Annotated in this window: 16 protein-coding genes; 7 read left to right on the top strand and 9 right to left on the bottom strand. The window is 65.2% G+C overall.

Translation table 11 applies throughout. The features are described from left to right. Nucleotides 1-141 precede the first annotated feature (141 nt). From radA to QSV46_RS10850, 6 genes are all read left to right on the top strand, one after another. Nucleotides 142-1,590: a DNA repair protein RadA gene (radA, locus tag QSV46_RS10875; protein WP_314950103.1), complete on the top strand. Its 1,449-nt coding sequence runs from the start codon at nt 142-144 to the stop codon at nt 1,588-1,590. Between the two features lie 165 nt (nt 1,591-1,755). Then, nucleotides 1,756-2,385 carry a CvpA family protein gene (locus QSV46_RS10870; RefSeq protein ID WP_314950101.1) on the top strand — a complete coding sequence of 210 codons (630 nt, stop codon included), beginning with the start codon at nt 1,756-1,758 and terminating at the stop codon, nt 2,383-2,385. A gap of 28 nt (nt 2,386-2,413) precedes the next feature. Then, complete coding sequence (purF, locus tag QSV46_RS10865) at nt 2,414-3,937, top strand: amidophosphoribosyltransferase (RefSeq protein ID WP_314950100.1); 1,524 nt, start codon at nt 2,414-2,416, stop codon at nt 3,935-3,937. A gap of 157 nt (nt 3,938-4,094) precedes the next feature. Continuing rightward, a complete protein-coding gene (locus QSV46_RS10860; RefSeq protein ID WP_314950099.1) occupies nt 4,095-4,832 on the top strand; it encodes an SDR family NAD(P)-dependent oxidoreductase in 738 nt (245 codons plus the stop codon). 78 nt (nt 4,833-4,910) lie between these two features. Next, on the top strand, nt 4,911-6,056 hold the full coding sequence (locus QSV46_RS10855; RefSeq protein ID WP_314950097.1) for a hypothetical protein: 1,146 nt from the start codon (nt 4,911-4,913) through the stop codon (nt 6,054-6,056). A 167-nt stretch (nt 6,057-6,223) separates the two neighbouring features. After that, nucleotides 6,224-7,450, top strand: coding sequence for an ABC transporter substrate-binding protein (locus tag QSV46_RS10850; RefSeq protein ID WP_314950096.1), 1,227 nt, complete (start codon nt 6,224-6,226; stop codon nt 7,448-7,450). 107 nt (nt 7,451-7,557) lie between these two features. Here QSV46_RS10850 and QSV46_RS10845 read toward each other — a convergent pair whose 3' ends face one another. From QSV46_RS10845 to QSV46_RS10810, 8 genes are all read right to left on the bottom strand, one after another. Beyond that, nucleotides 7,558-8,808: a TCR/Tet family MFS transporter gene (locus QSV46_RS10845; RefSeq protein ID WP_314950095.1), complete on the bottom strand. Its 1,251-nt coding sequence runs from the start codon at nt 8,806-8,808 to the stop codon at nt 7,558-7,560. After that, nucleotides 8,805-10,187: a ribosome biogenesis GTPase Der gene (der, locus tag QSV46_RS10840; protein ID WP_314950094.1), complete on the bottom strand. Its 1,383-nt coding sequence runs from the start codon at nt 10,185-10,187 to the stop codon at nt 8,805-8,807. Before der ends, QSV46_RS10845 begins: the two co-directional genes overlap by 4 nt. 50 nt (nt 10,188-10,237) lie before the next feature. Continuing rightward, nucleotides 10,238-10,771, bottom strand: coding sequence for a hypothetical protein (locus tag QSV46_RS10835; RefSeq protein ID WP_314950093.1), 534 nt, complete (start codon nt 10,769-10,771; stop codon nt 10,238-10,240). A gap of 30 nt (nt 10,772-10,801) precedes the next feature. After that, a complete protein-coding gene (locus tag QSV46_RS10830) occupies nt 10,802-11,455 on the bottom strand; it encodes a tetratricopeptide repeat protein (RefSeq protein ID WP_314950092.1) in 654 nt (217 codons plus the stop codon). Nucleotides 11,456-11,621: 166 nt separating this feature from the next. Further along, nucleotides 11,622-13,214 (bottom strand): class I adenylate-forming enzyme family protein, encoded by a 1,593-nt coding sequence (locus tag QSV46_RS10825; protein WP_314950091.1) that lies wholly within the window; start codon nt 13,212-13,214, stop codon nt 11,622-11,624. A gap of 77 nt (nt 13,215-13,291) precedes the next feature. After that, on the bottom strand, nt 13,292-13,876 hold the full coding sequence (locus tag QSV46_RS10820; protein WP_314950090.1) for an NnrU family protein: 585 nt from the start codon (nt 13,874-13,876) through the stop codon (nt 13,292-13,294). Nucleotides 13,877-14,072: 196 nt separating this feature from the next. Beyond that, nucleotides 14,073-14,651 (bottom strand): hypothetical protein, encoded by a 579-nt coding sequence (locus tag QSV46_RS10815; protein WP_314950936.1) that lies wholly within the window; start codon nt 14,649-14,651, stop codon nt 14,073-14,075. Nucleotides 14,652-14,885: 234 nt separating this feature from the next. Continuing rightward, the gene (locus QSV46_RS10810) at nt 14,886-16,505 is read right to left on the bottom strand and encodes a peptide chain release factor 3 (RefSeq protein WP_314950089.1); all 1,620 of its coding nucleotides are present in this window, start codon (nt 16,503-16,505) and stop codon (nt 14,886-14,888) included. 158 nt (nt 16,506-16,663) lie between these two features. On the opposite strand from QSV46_RS10810, the gene sugE reads away from it, so the two are divergent. Continuing rightward, complete coding sequence (sugE, locus tag QSV46_RS10805; RefSeq protein WP_314950088.1) at nt 16,664-16,978, top strand: quaternary ammonium compound efflux SMR transporter SugE; 315 nt, start codon at nt 16,664-16,666, stop codon at nt 16,976-16,978. Here sugE and QSV46_RS10800 read toward each other — a convergent pair. After that, a complete protein-coding gene (locus QSV46_RS10800) occupies nt 16,971-17,978 on the bottom strand; it encodes an anion permease (protein WP_314950087.1) in 1,008 nt (335 codons plus the stop codon). The two genes, sugE and QSV46_RS10800, sit on opposite strands and share 8 nt — an antisense overlap. Between the last annotated feature and the right edge of the window lie 77 nt (nt 17,979-18,055).

The following is an 18,055-nucleotide window of genomic DNA, read 5'->3' as shown; positions in this document are numbered from 1 at the left end:
CGCCGGTTTGGAAGCGGCGTTCCTGCGCGCCGGGGCACCGCAACGCGGATGTTGTGATAATTGCGACAAATGGGGCGCCGGTGATTGCGACGCTCCAATTCGTGCTATCAGCTCATCTTGGACCCTCGACTCGCTGTCCCCATGGCCAAGAACACGCTTTCCTTCGTCTGCCAGAACTGCGGCGCGGCCTATAACCGCTGGCAGGGCAAGTGCGAGTCCTGCGGCGAGTGGAATACGCTCGCCGAGGAGGACGCGACCGGCAGCGTCCCCGTGTCGATCCGCTCCAAGCGCAAGGGCCGGACCTTTGCGTTGGAGAGCCTCGCCGGCAAAAGCCCGGATGCGCCCCGCCTGTCGTCAGGAATGACCGAGCTCGACCGCGTCACCGGCGGCGGCTTCGTCCGCGGCTCGGTTCTGCTGGTCGGCGGCGATCCCGGCATCGGCAAATCGACCTTGCTGACGCAGGCGACCAGCCTGATGGCGCGCGCCGGCCACCGCATCGTCTATATCTCCGGCGAAGAAGCCATCGCCCAGGTGCGGCTGCGGGCCGAACGTCTCGGGCTGTCGGACGCGCCGGTGCAGCTCGCGGCCGAGACGTCGGTCGAGGACATCGTCTCGACATTGTCGGAAGGCGCCGTCCCCCGGCTGATCGTGATCGACTCGATCCAGACCATGTGGACCGACACGGTGGAATCCGCCCCCGGCACGGTCACCCAGGTACGCGCCTCGGCGCAGGCGCTGATCCGGTTCGCCAAAAAGACCGGCGCGGCGATCATCCTGGTCGGCCATGTCACCAAGGACGGCCAGATCGCCGGCCCGCGCGTGGTCGAGCACATGGTCGATGCCGTGATGTCGTTCGAGGGCGAAGGCTCGCAGCAATTCCGCATCCTGCGCGCCGTCAAGAATCGTTTCGGCCCGACCGACGAGATCGGCGTATTCGAGATGACGGGCCTCGGCCTGCGCGAGGTCACCAACCCGTCCGAACTGTTCCTGTCCGAGCGCGATCTCGGCACGCCCGGCACCGCCGTCTTCGCAGGAATCGAGGGCACAAGGCCCGTTCTGGTCGAATTGCAGGCACTGGTGGCGCCGACGTCGCTGGGTACACCGCGGCGGGCCGTGGTCGGCTGGGACCAGAGCCGGCTCTCCATGGTGCTGGCGGTGCTGGAGGCCCATTGCGGGGTCAAGCTGTCCGGCCATGACGTCTATCTGAACGTCGCCGGCGGCCTGCGCATCCACGAGCCGGCGGCCGATATGGCCGCCGCCGCTGCGCTGGTGTCGTCCCTGGTTAATGCACAGTTACCTACCGATGCCGTCTATTTCGGCGAAATTTCGCTCTCCGGCGTGATCCGCCCGGTGGCGCAGACCCCGGCGCGGCTCAAGGAAGCGGCCAAGCTCGGTTTCAAGCGCGCCGTGCTGCCCGAATCGGCCCGGGGCGGCGATGCCGGCGGCGACGCCGGCCTGTCGCTGAACGCAATCAACAGCCTGACCACGCTGGTCGCCGAGATCGCCGCGCGCGGCTCCCGTCGCAGCGACCAGAGCGCGCCGGCGGAGAAAAATGCCACACCGGCAAGATTCCGCCGCGGAGAGGGCTAGGTGGAGGTGACGTCCCCCGCCCCCGCCGCTATACAGCCGTCACAAAAGCAGCATGGGATTGCGTGGTTGCGGCCTTGCCGGGAACGCCGTCTGGCCCTCACTTAGGGCCACGGCCAAGCACCGATTCGCCGAGCACCTTGACGTACGAGCGGACCAGACCAGCCGATGCCAGTAACACTCCTCGACCTGATCCTGCTCGGTGTGATGCTGATTTCGGGCCTGCTTGCAATGGTCCGCGGCTTCATGCGCGAAATCCTGTCGATCGCGGCCTGGGGCGCGGCGGCGATCGTGACGCTGTACTCGTTCTCGAAGCTGCTGCCGACCGCGAAAACCTATTTCAACAACGACACGGTCGCGAGCGTCGTCGTGGTCGCCGGCGTGTTCATCGGTACCCTGGTCGTGGTCTCCGTGATCACGGTCCGGATCTCCGACATGATCCTGGATTCGCGGATCGGCGCGCTGGACCGCACCCTCGGCTTCCTGTTCGGGCTGGCTCGCGGCCTTTTGATCGTCGTGGTGGCCTTCCTGTTCTTCACCTGGCTGGTGCCGGACAAGCAGCGCCCGGACTGGGTCGCGGGGGCCAAATCCCGCGTGGTGCTCCAGGGAACCGGGGATTGGCTGATGGCCCTCTTGCCCGACGACCCCGAGAACACCATCTTGAAGAGATTCAAGAAAAACAAACCAGATGATGATCAAGCTGATTCCGAGCAGCCGGCTTCGGGCAGTGGCGACGGATACAGTAAACCTGCTCGTGACAGCCTGAAAAAGCTGATCGAGAAACCTGCGGCGCGTTGATAAGGCCCCAAAGAGAGGCGCGGACAAGATGCGACACCCTGACCAGGACGCCCAGCTTGATCTCGATCCAAAGGCCCGTTTGGGCACGTCCGCGATCGAGCTACAGGATGACCTGGAGGGGGATACGCTGCGCGAGGAATGCGGCGTCTTCGGCGTCTACGGGCATCCGGACGCGGCCGCCATCACCGCCCTCGGCCTCCACGCACTCCAGCATCGCGGCCAGGAAGCCGCCGGTATCGTCTCGTACGACGGCAGCCGCTTCCACTCAGAACGCCGCCTCGGCCTGGTCGGCGACACCTTCTCCCGCCGCGAGGTGATCGACCGCCTGCCCGGCAACATGGCGGTCGGCCATGTCCGCTACTCGACCACCGGCGCCACCATCCTGCGCAACGTGCAGCCCCTGTTCGCCGAGCTCAATGCCGGCGGCCTTGCGGTCGCCCACAACGGCAACCTCACCAACGGCCTGACGCTGCGCCGCGAACTCGTGAAGAACGGCGCGATGATGCAGTCGACCACCGACACCGAGGTGATCCTGCATCTCGTCGCGCAGTCCAGGCGCAGCCGCTTCATCGAGCGCTATGTCGACGCGCTACGCGCCATCGAAGGCGCTTATGCGCTGGTGTCCCTGACCAACAAGAAGCTGGTCGGCGCGCGCGATCCGCGCGGCATCCGCCCGCTGGTGCTCGGCGAGCTCGACGGCTGCCCGATCCTGACCTCGGAGACCTGCGCGCTCGACATTATCGGCGCACGCTTCGTGCGCGACATCGAGCCCGGCGAGGTCATCGTGTTCGACGAGAACGGCCAGGACATCCACAAGCCGTTCCCGCCGATCGCACCGCGCCCCTGCATCTTCGAATACATCTACTTCTCCCGGCCGGATTCCATCGTGCATGGCCGCTCGGTCTACGAGGTGCGCAAGAGTTTCGGCGCGCAGCTCGCGCGCGAGAGCCACGTACCCGTCGACGTCGTGGTGCCGGTGCCGGATTCCGGCGTGCCCGCCGCGGTCGGCTACAGCCAGCATTCCGGCGTGCCGTTCGAGCTCGGCATCATCCGCAACCACTATGTCGGCCGCACCTTCATCCAGCCGACGCAGGCGATCCGCGAATCCGGCGTGCGCATGAAGCATTCGGCCAACCGCGCCGCGATCGAAGGCAAGCGCATCATCCTGATCGACGACTCGCTGGTGCGCGGCACCACCTCGAAGAAGATCGTGCGCATGATGCGCGATGCCGGCGCCAAGGAAGTGCACTTCCGTCTCGCCTCGCCACCGATCCTCTATCCCGATTATTACGGCATCGACCTGCCCGACCGTGGCGGCCTTCTCGCCGCGACGCATTCGCTGGAGGAGATGCGCGAGATCATCGGTGCCGATTCGCTCGCCTTCCTGTCGATCGACGGCATGTACCGCGCCATGGGCGAGCCCGGCCGCGACCCCGCCAATCCGAAATTCTCGGATCACTGCTTCACCGGGGCGTATCCGACCCACCTCACCGACCAGACCCAGACCGAGCAGCAGCCGCGGCAGCTATCATTGCTGGCCGAGGCGAGCTGACGGCGCAGCCGTCATCCCGGGGCGGTCCACAGGACCGAACCCGGGATCTCGATATTGTCTTGCAACCTCTGGATTCCGGGTTCGATGCTTCGCATCGCCCCGGAATGACGGCGTTCTGGGGGCTTGTCCCGGCTATCCACGCCTGTAAAACCCCGCCATGACAAATCTCGCCAACCGCATCGCTCTCGTCACCGGCGCCTCGCGCGGCATCGGTTTTGCCACGGCCAAGGCGCTGGCGAAGGCCGGTGTTCACATCATCGCGACGGCGCGCACGCAGGCCGGGCTGGAAGAGCTCGACGACGAGATCCGGAAGGACGGCGGCAGCGCCACGCTGGTGCCGCTCAATCTCACTGACTCCGACGGCATCGCCCGGCTCGGCGCGGGCCTGCACGAGCGCTACGGCAAGCTCGACATCCTCGTCGGCAATGCCGGCGTGCTCGGGCCCTCCTCGCCGGTCGGCCATATCGAGCTGAAGGCCTTCAACGACGTCATGGCCGTGAACGTCTCCGCGAATTTCCAGCTGATCCGCTGCATGGAGCCGCTGCTCAAGCAGTCCGACGCCGGCCGCGCCGTGTTCGTCACCTCGGGCGCCGCCAACAAGGCCACCGCCTATGTCAGCCCCTACGCCGCCTCCAAGGCCGCGCTGGAGACGCTGGCGCGCGCCTGGGCGCAGGAGACCGCGAACACGAAGCTGCGCGTCAATCTGTTCAATCCGGGCCCGGTCCGCACCCGGATGCGCGCGACCCTGATGCCGGGCGAGGATCCGGCGACACTCGACACCGCGGAACAAGTCGCCGAGTTCATCGTGCCGATGTGCTCGCCCGACTGGACCGAAACCGGCAAGTTCTATGACTACAAGACCCGCAGCCTGATGAGTTTCCGTTCGCCGGCCTGATTGACTCACATGCCTCCCCACGGTTGACTGCCCGCGCTCAAGCGGCAGCAAGCCGCAAGCCAAAAAAGGGAGGTCGCCATGGCGCCATGGCATCGCGCAGGGCTTTCGCGTGCATTCATAAGTGTGTTTCACGCCTTCTCCGTCCTGATCGCGTCACTCGCTCTCACGCTTCCGCGCGTAGCCGCCGCCGGCGACGTCCCGACATTCGCGGTCGATCCCTCCTGGCCAAAGCAACTGCCGAACAACTGGATGCTCGGTCAGGTCGGCGGCATCACCGTCGACTGGCAGGGGCATATCTGGGTGGTCCATCGCCCGCGCTCGCTCACCGACGACGAGAAAGGCGCGAGCCTCAACCCGCCGCGCTCGAAATGCTGCGTGTCGGCCCCGCCCGTGCTCGAATTCGACAGCGACGGCAATTTGCTGCGGTCCTGGGGCGGACCGGGCCAAGGCTATGAGTGGGTCGGCCGTGAGCACGGCATCGAGATCGACGAGCGCGGCTTCGTCTGGATCGGCGGCAATGCCGACAACGACAACGCCATCCTGAAGTTCACGCTCGACGGCAAGTTCGTCGCGCAGATCGGCAAGATCGCTCCGAGCCTCGGCAGCAACGACACGACGCAGCTCGGCAAGCCCGCAGAGACCGCGCTCGACAAGGACGCGAACGAGATCTACGTCGCCGACGGCTACGGCAACCGCCGCGTGATCGTATTCGATGCGACGACGCTCGCCTACAAGCGACACTGGGGCGCCTATGGCAACAAGCCTGATGACGCCAAGCAGCCGCCCTATGATCCCAAGGCCCCGGTCTCGCAGCAATTCGCCAACCCCGTCCACTGCGTGAAGCTCGCCAATGACGGCCTCGTCTATGTCTGCGATCGCACCAACAACCGCCTTCAGGTGTTCAGGAAGGACGGCAGCTTCGTGAAGGAGTTCTTCTTCGAGAAAAACACGCTCGGCAACGGCGCAGTGTGGGACGTCGCGATCTGGCCCGATCCGAAGCAGACCTATTTACTCAGCGCCGACGGCGAGAACAACGAGATCAGGGTCATCAAGCGCGACGACGGCAGCGTGGTCGGCAGCTTCGGCCACAGCGGCCGCAATGCCGGGCAATTCCACTGGGTGCATGCCATGGCGATCGACGCCAGGGGTAACGTCTATACCGCCGAGGTCGACACCGGAAAGCGCATCCAGAAATTCAAGCTGACCTCCGACGCGCTCAAATAGCGTCTCAACACATTTTGCCCAAAAGTTAACCGACGGATGACGCTACAACGCAGCGTCATCCGGCTTTAGGCGCATTGCCGCCGGCCGCGGGACACGGTAGATCGATCAGCCGGAACAAGGCCCCGCAAGAGAGCCGTCCGCATATTTGACATTGGAGGAAACCTTTTATGACGACGACGCTCGCGCGCCGCTATGCGGCCCTTCTGGCCTGTGCCACCTTCGGTTTTGCAACATCCGCCTATGCGCAGGACAAGACCGTCAAGATCGGCGTGTTGAACGACATGTCGAGCCTTTACGCCGATATCGGCGGCCCGAACTCCGTGGTCGCGATCAAGATGGCGGTCGAGGATTCCGGCCTGCTCAAGAAGGGCTGGAAGATCGACGTGCTGAGCGGCGATCATCAGAACAAGCCCGACATCGGCGTCAACATCGCCCGGCAGTGGATCGACAACGAGAAGGTCGACGCGATCGCGGACACGCCGAGCTCCGGCGTGGCGCTCGCGGTCAGTAACCTCGTCAAGGAAAAGAATGCGGTCCTGCTCAATTCGGGCGCGGCCACCGCGGACCTCACCGGCAAGGCCTGCACACCGAACACGATCTCCTACACCTACGACACCTACATGCTCGCCAACGGCACCGGCAAGGCGCTGACCAAGGCCGGCGGCGACAGCTGGTTCTTCCTCACCGCCGACTACGCCTTCGGTCATGCGTTGGAGCGCGATACCAGCGCCGTCGTCACCGCCAATGGCGGCAAGCTGCTCGGCGGCGTCAAGCACCCGCTCAACACCGCGGACTTCTCCTCCTTCCTGCTCCAGGCCCAGTCGTCCAAAGCCAAGATCGTCGGCCTCGCCAACGCCGGCGGCGATACCACCAACGCGATCAAGCAGGCCGCGGAATTCGGCATTGTCGCCGGCGGCCAGAAGCTCGCGGCGCTGCTGCTGTTCATCAATGACGTGCATTCGCTGGGGCTCAAGACCGCGCAGGGCCTGACCTTCACCGAGTCCTTCTACTGGGACCTGAACGAGCAAACCCGCGCCTGGTCGAAGCGCTTCTCGACGCTGGCGAACAAGAACGCGATGCCGTCGATGACCCAGGCCGGCAATTACGCGATGGTGCTGCATTATCTCAAGGCGATGGAAGCGCTCGGCGGCAACCCGCATGACGGCGCCAAGGTCGTCGCCAAGATGAAGGAGCTGCCGACCGACGATCCGTTGTTCGGCAAGGGCCCGCTGCGCGAGGACGGCCGCCGCCTCATCCCGGCCTATCTGTTCGAGGTCAAGAAGCCCGAGGAGTCGAAGGGCCCGTGGGACTACTACAAGCAGATCGCCACGATCGCGGCGGAGGACGCAGCCAAGCCGCTCAAGGACAGCGAGTGTCCGCTGGTGAAGAAGTAAGGGCATAGCTGCGGTAGGTTGGGCAAAGCGAAGCGTGCCCACCCCTTCTTCGGATCGTGGAGAGATGGTGGGCACGGCGCAAAAGCGCCTTTGCCCACCCTACGCCCCTACGATTTGGTCGCAGCCAGCGTTCGCATCGCGATCGCCACGCACACCACCATCAGCACCGCAGCCAGCAAAAACGGCGCGCCGGGCAGATGCCACGGCGCACTGGCGCCGATGAAGTACGAAAACGTCAGCGTAAACAGGAACGGGCCAACGAGCTGCGATACGCTCTGCACGCTCGCGGTTGCGCCCTGCAACTGGCCCTGCTGATCCGGCGCGACCAGCCGCGTCATCAGCGATTGCGCGGCAGCGCCCGAAATGCCCCACAAGGCCAGCACTGGAATGCCGAGCCAGGACAGCGGTCCGGTCGGCGCAACGCCCAATATCAGGAAGCCGATCGCGCCACAGCACAGGCCGAGCACCAACGCGTTCCGCTCGCCGAGCATGCGCACGATCGGGCCGATGGCGAGCCCCTGCACCACCATGGCGCAGATGCCGACCATCGCGAGCGTCAGCCCCACCGTCTTGGAATCCCAGCCATAGCGATAGGTCGCATAGAGCACGAAGGTCGAGGGCAGCACGACATGTGCGACCTGCGCGATGAAATTGACGACCGAGAGCGCAGCCAGCGCCGCATCGGAGCGTAGCAGACGCAGCGCCCCGAGAGGATTGGCACTTCGCCAGCCAAACGGCGCGCGTTTGTCCCGTGCCAGTGATTCCGGCAAGATCAACAACCCATAGAGCGCATTGGCAAAGCTCAGGGCCGCCGAGGCCCAGAACGGCAGGCGCGGATCGATATCGCCGAGCAGGCCGCCCAGCGCCGGACCCAGGATGAAGCCGGCGCCGAACGCAGCGCCAATCCTGCCGAACACCGCCGCTCGCCGCTCCGGCGGCGTGATGTCGGCGATATAGGCAAATGCCGTCGAGATGCTCGCCGAGGTGATGCCCGAGATCACGCGGCCGATGAACAACCACGCGAGCGACGGCGCCAGCGCCATCAGCACATAGTCGGCGGCGAGCCCGAAATTCGACAGCAGCACCACCGGCCGCCGCCCGAAGCGATCCGACAGCGCGCCCAGCACCGGCGAGAACACGAACTGCATCAGCGCCCAGGCGGTGCCGAACAAGCCGAAGATCCGGGCCGCATGCGCGGTGTCGTTGTCGACGAAGCTCTCGATCAGCTTCGGCAGGATCGGCATGATCACGCCGAGCGCGAGCATGTCCAGCAGGATGGTGACGAAGATGAAGGCGACCGCGCCGCGCCGGACCGGGGCTGCGACCTGCGCCACCGCCTCGCCGGCGTCGTTGCTCACGACGGCCGCTTGCGCTTGTGCGCGAACGGATTGGCCTTCTCGCGCAAGGTGATGCGCACCGGCGTCCCTGGCAGCTCGAAAGTTTCGCGCATCGAGTTGGTCAAATAGCGCAAATAGGACTGCGGCACCGCGTCCGCACGCGAGCAGAACAGCACGAAGCTCGGCGGGCGCGCCTTGTTCTGCGTGATGTAGTTCAGCTTCAGCCGGCGCCCGGACACGGCCGGCGGCGGATTGGCCTGGACTGCCTGCTCGAACCAGCGGTTCAGCGCCGCGGTCGACACGCGCCTGTTCCACAGCGCGTACGCGTCCTGGATCGCCTGCATCAGGCGGTCGATGCCCTCGCCCATCAAGCCCGATACCGCGACGATCGGCACGCCCTTGATCTGCGGCAGCAAGTGGTCGGCATCCCGGCGCAGGCCGGAGATGGCGCCGCCGCCCTTGCTTTCCATCAGGTCCCATTTGTTGACGGCGAGCACGACCGCGCGGCCCTCGCGCTCGATCAGGTCGGCAATGCGCAGATCCTGCTCCTCGAAGCGGTTCTGCGAGTCCATCATCATCACGACGACCTCGGCGAAGCGCACGGCCCGCAACGCATCCGCGACCGAGAGCTTTTCCAGCTTCTCCTCGATGCGCGAGCGCCGGCGCAGACCTGCGGTATCGAACACGCGAAATTCGCGGCCCTTCCAGTTGATCTCGACCGCGATGGAATCGCGCGTGGTGCCGGCCTCCGGGCTCGTCAGCAAACGCTCCTCGCCGAGCAGATGGTTGATCAGCGTCGACTTGCCGGCATTGGGCCGGCCGACGATGGCAACCCGGATCGGGCGCGTCGCGGCCTCTTCCTCGGAGAGCGGCGCGTCGTCCTCGTCCTCGTCTTCCTCGACGGGTTCCGGCATCAGCTTGGCGAGCGCGTCGTAGAGCTCGCCCATGCCCTCGCCGTGCTCGGCCGAGATCTGGATGGGATCGCCGAGGCCTAGCGCGAAGGCCTCCATCGCGCCGGCATCGCCATGCTTGCCTTCGCTCTTGTTGGCGACCAGCAGCACCGGCTTGTCGGCCTTGCGGGCGAAATCGGCGAAAGCACGATCGGTGGGCGTGAGGCCGACACGGGCATCGATGACGAAAAACAGCGCGTCGGCCTGTGCGATGGCGGCTTCGGTCTGCTCCTGCATGCGCGCGATCAGCGAGCCCTTGGCACCCTCATCGAGGCCGGCGGTATCGATGATGGTGAACTCGAGATCGCCGAGCCTGGCCTCGCCCTCGCGGCGGTCGCGGGTGACGCCGGGCAGGTCATCGACCAGCGCGAGCTTCTGCCCAACCAAGCGGTTGAACAGCGTCGATTTGCCGACATTGGGCCGGCCTATGATGGCAATCGTGAAGGGCATCAGTCATTCGTGCGCCGCCGGAGCCGCGTCTGTCAATGCAGTGAAAAATATCAGCGCGAGAAACCGCCGCTCGGCAGCGGCGCCGGGAACGCGCCCTGCGACTGCTGCTGGGTGGTCTGGGTCGGTTGGGCCTGCTGAACCGGCTGGTCCGGCGGCGGCGCGGTGGTGCGCCGGCGGACGATCTTCTGCTTGGGCGGCGGGGTGGCCGCGGGCGGTGCCGCCTCCGGCTGAGCCTCGCCATCGACCTCGCCGGGGGGCGCCTCGGCCGGCGCTGCGGCGGACTGCCTGCTCTTCTTCGCCTTGGCACCCGTGACCGGTTTGGCCTCGGGTGGCGGCAGAGCCGCGACGGCGGGTGCGTTCGGATCCGGCGGCTGCTGTGCTGCGCCCTTGTACATGTCCCGCGGCACGCCCTGCTCGAGGCCGGGAACGCCCTCGGGGAAGACCGGCTTGCGGTCGCCAGGCAGCTTCTTCTTGGTGTCGAGGAAGTCGAGCATGTCGCTTGGATCGAAGCTGGAGCAGCCGCCCAGGACGCTCGTGAAGGCGATCAGGACGGCGGCTGCGATCAAGCGTGGCGTGCGGCGCATATCGTTGTCTCGTCTCAGCTCTCGGGACCGTCAGCTTTTGGCGACGGGCGGCAGCAAGGCCGCAAGCGCCTCGGCGCGCGAACGCAGGCCCGGCGGTGTTTCGCCGTCCTCGGCAATCGCGTCGAGCCATTTGCGGGCTGCGGTCATGTCGTTGTTGCGCCAGGCCGACAGTGCCAGCATTTCGCGGGCGCTGTGGCGGAAGGTGGATTTGGGCGCGGCGGATGGCTCCAGCCGCTGCTGCATGTCGGCATAGGACGCGCTGTCGACCAGCAAGCCGGCGGCGCGGATCTTCGCCAGATCCTGCCACTCGCCGCCGACACTGCGGTCAGTGGCGATATCGTCAAACATCTTGGCGGCCGCCTTGGGATCGCGGGGCGACGCCTCGGCTGCGGCACGCAGCCGTGCCAGGGTGCGATAACCCGAGGGAGCCTTGGCCGCGAGCTCGATGAAGGCGGCCTCGGCCTCCGCGTGCTTGTCCTGGTCGGACAGCTCGGCGGCCTTCTCGAAGGCGGCGCCGGCCTCGGCGGCCTTCTTGCCCTCCAGATATTGGTAGCCGCGCCAGCCGCCCACGGCGGCCACGACCAGCACCATCAGGGCGATGAAGAATATCGAATACTTGTCCCACAGCTTCTTGAGCTGTTCGCGACGTACTTCCTCGTCGACTTCGTCAAATAATTCAGACACTTATGCTAATCCCATGCCCGTCCGGGTGCGCGCGCCAAAGCAGTCGCGTCAGGAATCCCGTCCCCACGTGGCGGCGAGGTACCCTAACGATATGGCGGTGGCAAGGCAAAGCGAGCCCGATCAAGGCGTTAACCACCCGGGTGAGCCCGGAGACCGCCCGCCCGGCTCAGCTTCCCAGCAGCTCCCGCAGTTGTCGCTTCAGCACCTTGCCGTTGGCGTTGCGCGGCAACGGCTCGGCGGCGATCGCCATAGTCTCGGGGACCTTGTAGTCGGACAGTCGCTCCGCGCACCAGGCCCGCAGCGCCTCGCCAGAGACCGGTGCGCGCGTCACGACTACGGCGTGGACGCGCTCGCCCAGCACCGGGCATGCCTTGGCGATGATCGCGCTCTCGACCACGGCAGGATGGCCGGCCAGCACGGATTCGACTTCGGCAGAGTAAACCTTCAGGCCGCCGCGATTGATCATGTCCTTCTGCCGGTCGAACACGCGGACAAACCCCTCCGCATCGACCGAGCCGAGATCGCCGGAATGCCAGAATCCGGCAGTGAAACTCTCGGCCGTGGCCTTCGGATTGTTCCAATAGCCCTTGATGACGGAGGCGCTCTGGATCCAGAGCTCGCCGATCTCGCCATGCGGCAACTCGCGCCCGTGAGCCCCCATCGCGACGATGCGTGCGCCGGGACACGGCAGGCCGACGCTGTCGATATGGCTCGCGGTCAGCTCGCCCGGCATGATCGTCGACGGCGATGTCGTCTCGGTCGCGCCGTAACAATTCGCGAGCTTCAGGCCGGGAAGCGACGCCTTGAGCCGTTCGATGGTCGCGACCGGCATCGGCGCGCCACCAAAACCGCCGATGCGCCAGCTCGACAGATCGTAGCTGTCGAAATCCGGCTGGAGCAGGCAGAGATTATACATCGCCGGCACCATCACCGTGTAGGTGACGCGCTCGCGCGCGGCGAGCTTGAGATAATCGGAAGCCTTGAATTCCGGCATGATGATGAGCGCGCCGCCGCAGCGGATCATGGTCGTGATGTTGGCGACGACGCCGGTGACATGGCCGAGCGGCACGGCCGCGATCGAACGGTCGGCTGACGTCAATTGCAGGCAGGACGCGAACACCATCGAGGAATGGACGATGTTGCAATGAGCCAGCATCGCGCCCTTCGGCTTGCCCGTGGTGCCCGAGGTGTAGAGGATCATCGCGGTGTCCTCTTCATTCACGTCGCAGGCCTCTTCCAGCGGCGCCAAATCTGCGAGCTTGGCAAGGTCCGAAAGCGCAATATCGTCGTCCACAGCGATCCGATGTATCAGATCTGGCACCTCACCGGCATCGGGCAGCCGATCGGCAAGCGCCGCTTCGAAAAGCAAGAGCTTCGCGCCACAATCGGCCAGCATATAGGCGATTTCAGGTTTCTGTTGTCGCGTCGATAGCAGCACCGTCACTAGCCCAAGCTGAGCCGCAGCGAGCATTGACAACACGAATTCAATGCGGTTCCCGAGCAAGAGCGCGATACGGTCCCCACGCCGCAGCCCCTTTTCGCGCAACCCCGCGGAAACTTGCGCCGCCTGGGGCACAACGTCACGCCAACGCAAACGCCACTCGCCGCAGATGAGTGCATCACCCTCCGGATTTCGCGCCGCAGCGCTTGTGACCATCTCCCAGATATTTTTGGGACGGTCCGCAAACGCCGGTACCACCCGATCGCCAAAGCGCGCCTCGAGCCGCATCGGCGGGATCTGAGATTGCGACCAGTCCATCGGAATGCCCTGAGTTTGTTGCTTTTGTCATTTCCGCGCATGGGTGCGCGGTCCTGTCTTGCGCTGACCGGCTCGAGCTAAACTCCTATAACGGGAACACCGATCACGACGGGATGGAACGCAAAGGCCAGTGCCAGGTAGGCAACGGTGCCGACCGCGACCGCGATCAGATCGTTGGTCACGCCACCCACCGGAATCGGCGGACCACCGCCATCGGTGCGCCGCTTGAGCGTAATGCGATCATACACCGCCCAGCCCAGGAACGAGCCGAACAGGATGATGGAGCCGAGATCGCCATTGGCGAGCAGATGCGCGGCGGCCCACAGCTTGATCCCGGCCAGCATCGGATGCTTCAATGTCGCATAGATGCGGCCGCGCAGATATGACGCGACTACCAGGATGATGGCGGGCAGCATCAGCACGAGCGTGATATGCTTCATCGCCTTCGGCGGATACCAGACATCGATCCAGCCGGAGCTGCGGTAATGGGCATAGCCCCAGATGATCAGCGCGAGCCCCGCCAGCGAGACCAGCGAATAGAGGATCTTGTAGGTCCCCTCGCCGAGCCTTGCGATCGCTTGCGCGCGCGCGTCGCGTTTCGTTGTGAAAACATGGGCCGCGAAGAACAGCACCAGCCCCAGGATCATCACCAGCAGGCCCACGACATCCTCCCCCTAAAGCAGCCCCGCCCATGGCGTATCATCGATTGGCCGCCGGTCGCAACTCTCCCGCCTCATGGTGAGGAGGCGCAAAACGCCGTCTCGAACCATGAAGGCGCGGCTGGTGCGACATCGCGGCCTTCATCCTTCGAGACGCGCGTGAAGAACGCGCTCCTCAGGATGAGGGGATGGAGTTGCGTTACTTGCCCAATTGCCGATTATCGACATAGCGGATCGCGATCGGTCGACCGGCCAAAGCACCGCCGAGGCCGCTGGTGAATTTCAGCGGCAGGCAGGCGTTCAGCGATGAATTGATCGCATTGAGATAGGTGGTCCGGGTATCGGCGGGCACACCTGCCGTCGCATAGGTCAAGCGCGGCGGGCCGATCAGGCCACCCGCCTTGTTGAAGCTGAAGCGCACCGCGATCTGCATGCCCGCGCTGGCGTTGTCCGTCGGCGGCGACCAGCAGGTGCGCAGTTCGGCGAAGAGATCACCGATCGTATCGAGATCGTGACCGGGTTTTTGATATTTGGCGCGATCGGCCTCGGACGGGACGCTCTGGATTGTGAGCTGGAGGTTCTGGCCGTAGGGATAGTCGATCTCGGGAATGCAGGGGCCGGGCTCGAGCGGGCTACAATAAGACGGCGTGCACGGACGATCGTCGAGCACGCTGCACGGCTCATGCGCAAACGGGATCGGATTGATCTGGCGGCGTTGCGCGTCAGCGGCAACAGTCGAGATCGCCAGCAGAAGAAAAACGAGGATGCCGCGCCACATGATGCGAACTCGCAATGCCACCTGAATAAACGTGGCATCGCCAAACAGCGCGTCAAGTCCGTGCGCGTTCACATGCTCGCGCTCAAACACGGTGTCCTCGTCCGGCTTGACCGGACGACCCAGTATTCCAGAGCCGGTAATTGTTGAGCCGAGAGGCCGCGGCGTACTGGATGCCCCGGTCAAGCCGGGGCATGACGGCGGAGGATGTAGATGCACGCGCAGCGCGCGTTCACCCTACCCCTTCTTCTTGACGTCCTTGACGTTGGTGAACTCGATACCCTCGGCGCGTTCCCTGGCGTAGCCGAGATAGAACTCGTTCCGGGCGAGATAGACGGGATCGCCGTCAACATCGTCCGCAATGCTGGAGGTGTTGGCGGCGATGAAGGTGTCGAGCTTCTTGCGATCTTCGGACGAGACCCAGCGCGCGAGCTGGAACTCGCTGACCTCGAATTCGACCGGCAGTGAATATTCCGCCTCCAGCCGCGCCTTCAGCACGTCGAGCTGGAGCGCGCCGACGACGCCGACCAGCGCCGGTGCGCCGTCGCGCGGGCGGAACACCTGCACCACGCCCTCTTCCGACATCTGCTGCAGCGCTTCCTTCAGCTTCTTGGCCTTCATCGCGTCGGTGAGACGCACGCGGCGGACGATTTCCGGCGCGAAGCTCGGCACGCCGACGAAGTTGAAATCCTCGCCCTCGGTCAGCGTGTCCCCGATCCGCAGCGTGCCGTGATTGGGAATGCCGACGACGTCGCCGGCAAAGGCTTCATCCGCGACCGAGCGGTCCTGCGCGAAGAAGAATTGCGGGCTCGACAGCGGCATGCTCTTGCCGGTGCGCACCAGCTTGGCCTTCATGCCGCGGCTGAGCTTGCCGGAGCAGAGCCGCGCAAAGGCGATGCGGTCGCGGTGGTTCGGATCCATATTCGCCTGGATCTTGAACACGAAGGCGCTCATGCGCGGATCGGTGGCCTCGACCTTGCGCTGGTCGCTCTCCTGCGCGCGTGGCTCGGGCGCGAACTTGCCGAGGCCTTCGAGGAGATCGCCAACGCCGAAATTGCGTAGCGCGCTGCCGAAATAGACCGGCGTCAGATGGCCCTCGCGAAACGCGGCGAGCTCGAACGGTTTCGACGCTTCGGTGACGAGGTCGAGCTCGTCCTTTACGGCGGAGACGTCGAGATTGGCGTTGAGCTTGCCGAGTTCGGCAATCTCGATCTGTTGCGCCGCGCCGGTTTTGGCGCCGCCGCCTTCGAGCAGGCGCACGCCGCCATTGACGACGTCATAGGTGCCGAGGAAATCGCGGCCGCGGCCGACCGGCCAGGTCATCGGCGTGGTGTCGAGCGCCAGCGTCTTCTCGATCTCGTCGAGCAGCTCGAAGACGTCGCGACTTTCGCGGTCCATCTTGTTGATGAAGGTGATGATCGGAATGTCGCGCAGGCGGCAAACCTCGAACAGCTTCCGGGTGCGCGCCTCGATGCCCTTGGCCGCGTCGATCACCATGACCGCGGAGTCCACCGCCGTCAGCGTGCGATAGGTGTCCTCCGAAAAGTCCTCGTGGCCCGGCGTGTCCAGGAGATTGAACACCAGCCCCTCGAACTCGAAGGTCATGACCGAGGTCACGACGGAAATGCCGCGCTCCCGCTCGATCTTCATCCAATCCGAGCGCGTGTTGCGCCGCTCGCCCTTGGCCTTGACCTGACCGGCCAGGTTGATGGCGCCGCCGAACAGCAGCAGTTTCTCGGTCAGCGTGGTCTTGCCGGCGTCCGGATGCGAGATGATCGCAAAGGTCCGCCGCCGCGCCACTTCAGCGGCAAGCGGGGAACGGGCCGGCGATTCGGCTGATGTGACAATGTCGGACATGGCGGGAGCGTTTGGCAGGGAAAATGGGCCTGATCAAGCCTGATCTGGTGATTGCGGAGCCTTCTGGCCAGCCCCATATCGCCCTTTGGGGAGGGACGGCCCTCCTTTTCACAAATCATCTGCCGCGGGGACGCCCCTGCCTTGAACGGAGGGCCGCCGTGGCCTGGAGCATCCTGTTCGTCGCCGGTCTTCTCGAGATCACCTGGGCGATCGGCCTGAAATACACCGAGGGTTTTACCAGGCTTGTTCCGTCCGTCGTCACCCTCGCGGCCATGGCCGGCAGCGTCATCCTGCTCGGACTTGCACTCAAATCGTTGCCCGTCGGAACCGCCTATGCGGTCTGGACGGGCATCGGTGCGGTCGGCACCGCGACGCTGGGCATCATCCTGTTCGGCGAGCCCGCCACCGCGTTTCGCCTTGCCAGCATCGGGCTGATCGTCGCCGGCATCGCAGGGCTGAAATTCGTTACCTGACGAATATCTGGACCGCCCACCAGGTCAGCGCCGCGACGATGGCCGAAGCCGGGATCGTGATCACCCAGGCATAGACGATCGAGCTTGCAACGTTCCAGCGTACCGCCGAGACACGGCGGGCCGCACCGACGCCGATGATGGCGCCGGTGATGGTGTGGGTGGTCGAGACGGGCACGCCGAGGAAGGTCGCCATGAACAAGGTCGCGGCGCCGCCGGTCTCGGCGCAAAAGCCCTGCATTGGCGTCAGCTTCGTGATGCGCAGGCCCATGGTGCGGACGATACGCCAGCCGCCCATCAGCGTGCCCAGCGCCATCGCCGCCTGGCAGGACAGCACGACCCAGAACGGCACCGAGAATTCGCTGCCGAGATGCCCTTGCGAATACAGCAGCACGGCGATGATGCCCTTGGTCTTCTGCGCGTCGTTGCCGCCGTGGCCGAGCGAATAGAGCGAGGCGGAAGCGAATTGCAGGATTCGGAAGGCGCGGTCGACCGCGAACGGCGTCGAGCGCACCGAGAGCCAGGACACGATCGCCACCAGCATCATCGCGAGCAGGAAACCGACCAGCGGCGACAGCACGATCGCCAGCACAGTCTTGGACAGGCCGCTCCACACCGCCGCCGAAATCCCCGCCTTGGCCATGCCGCCACCGACCAGCCCGCCGATCAACGCATGCGAGGACGAGGACGGGATGCCGAGCGCCCAGGTCACGAGGTTCCAGACGATGGCGCCGACCAGGGCCGCAAAGATCACCTGGGCGTCGACGATCGAGGGATCGATGATGCCGGTGCCGATGGTCTGGGCGACATGCAGGCCGAACACCATGAAGGCGATGAAATTGAAGAAAGCGGCCCAGAACACCGCGAATTGCGGCCGCAGCACGCGGGTGGAGACGATGGTCGCGATCGAATTGGCGGCGTCGTGCAGGCCGTTCAGGAAGTCGAACAGCAGCGCGACGGCGATCAATCCGACCAGGACGGGAAGACCCAACGCAGCATCCACGGCGCGGCTCCTGCTTTAAAGCTTGCGCATGATCTCCGCGCAAACGCGTACCGCGTTTGTCGCGAAGGAAAACCGCT

Source organism: Bradyrhizobium cosmicum (assembly GCF_032290525.1).
Lineage (GTDB): Bacteria > Pseudomonadota > Alphaproteobacteria > Rhizobiales > Xanthobacteraceae > Bradyrhizobium > Bradyrhizobium cosmicum_A.
Note: the sequence above shows the minus strand (reverse complement) of the source record. Positions and strands in the feature narration are given on the sequence as shown.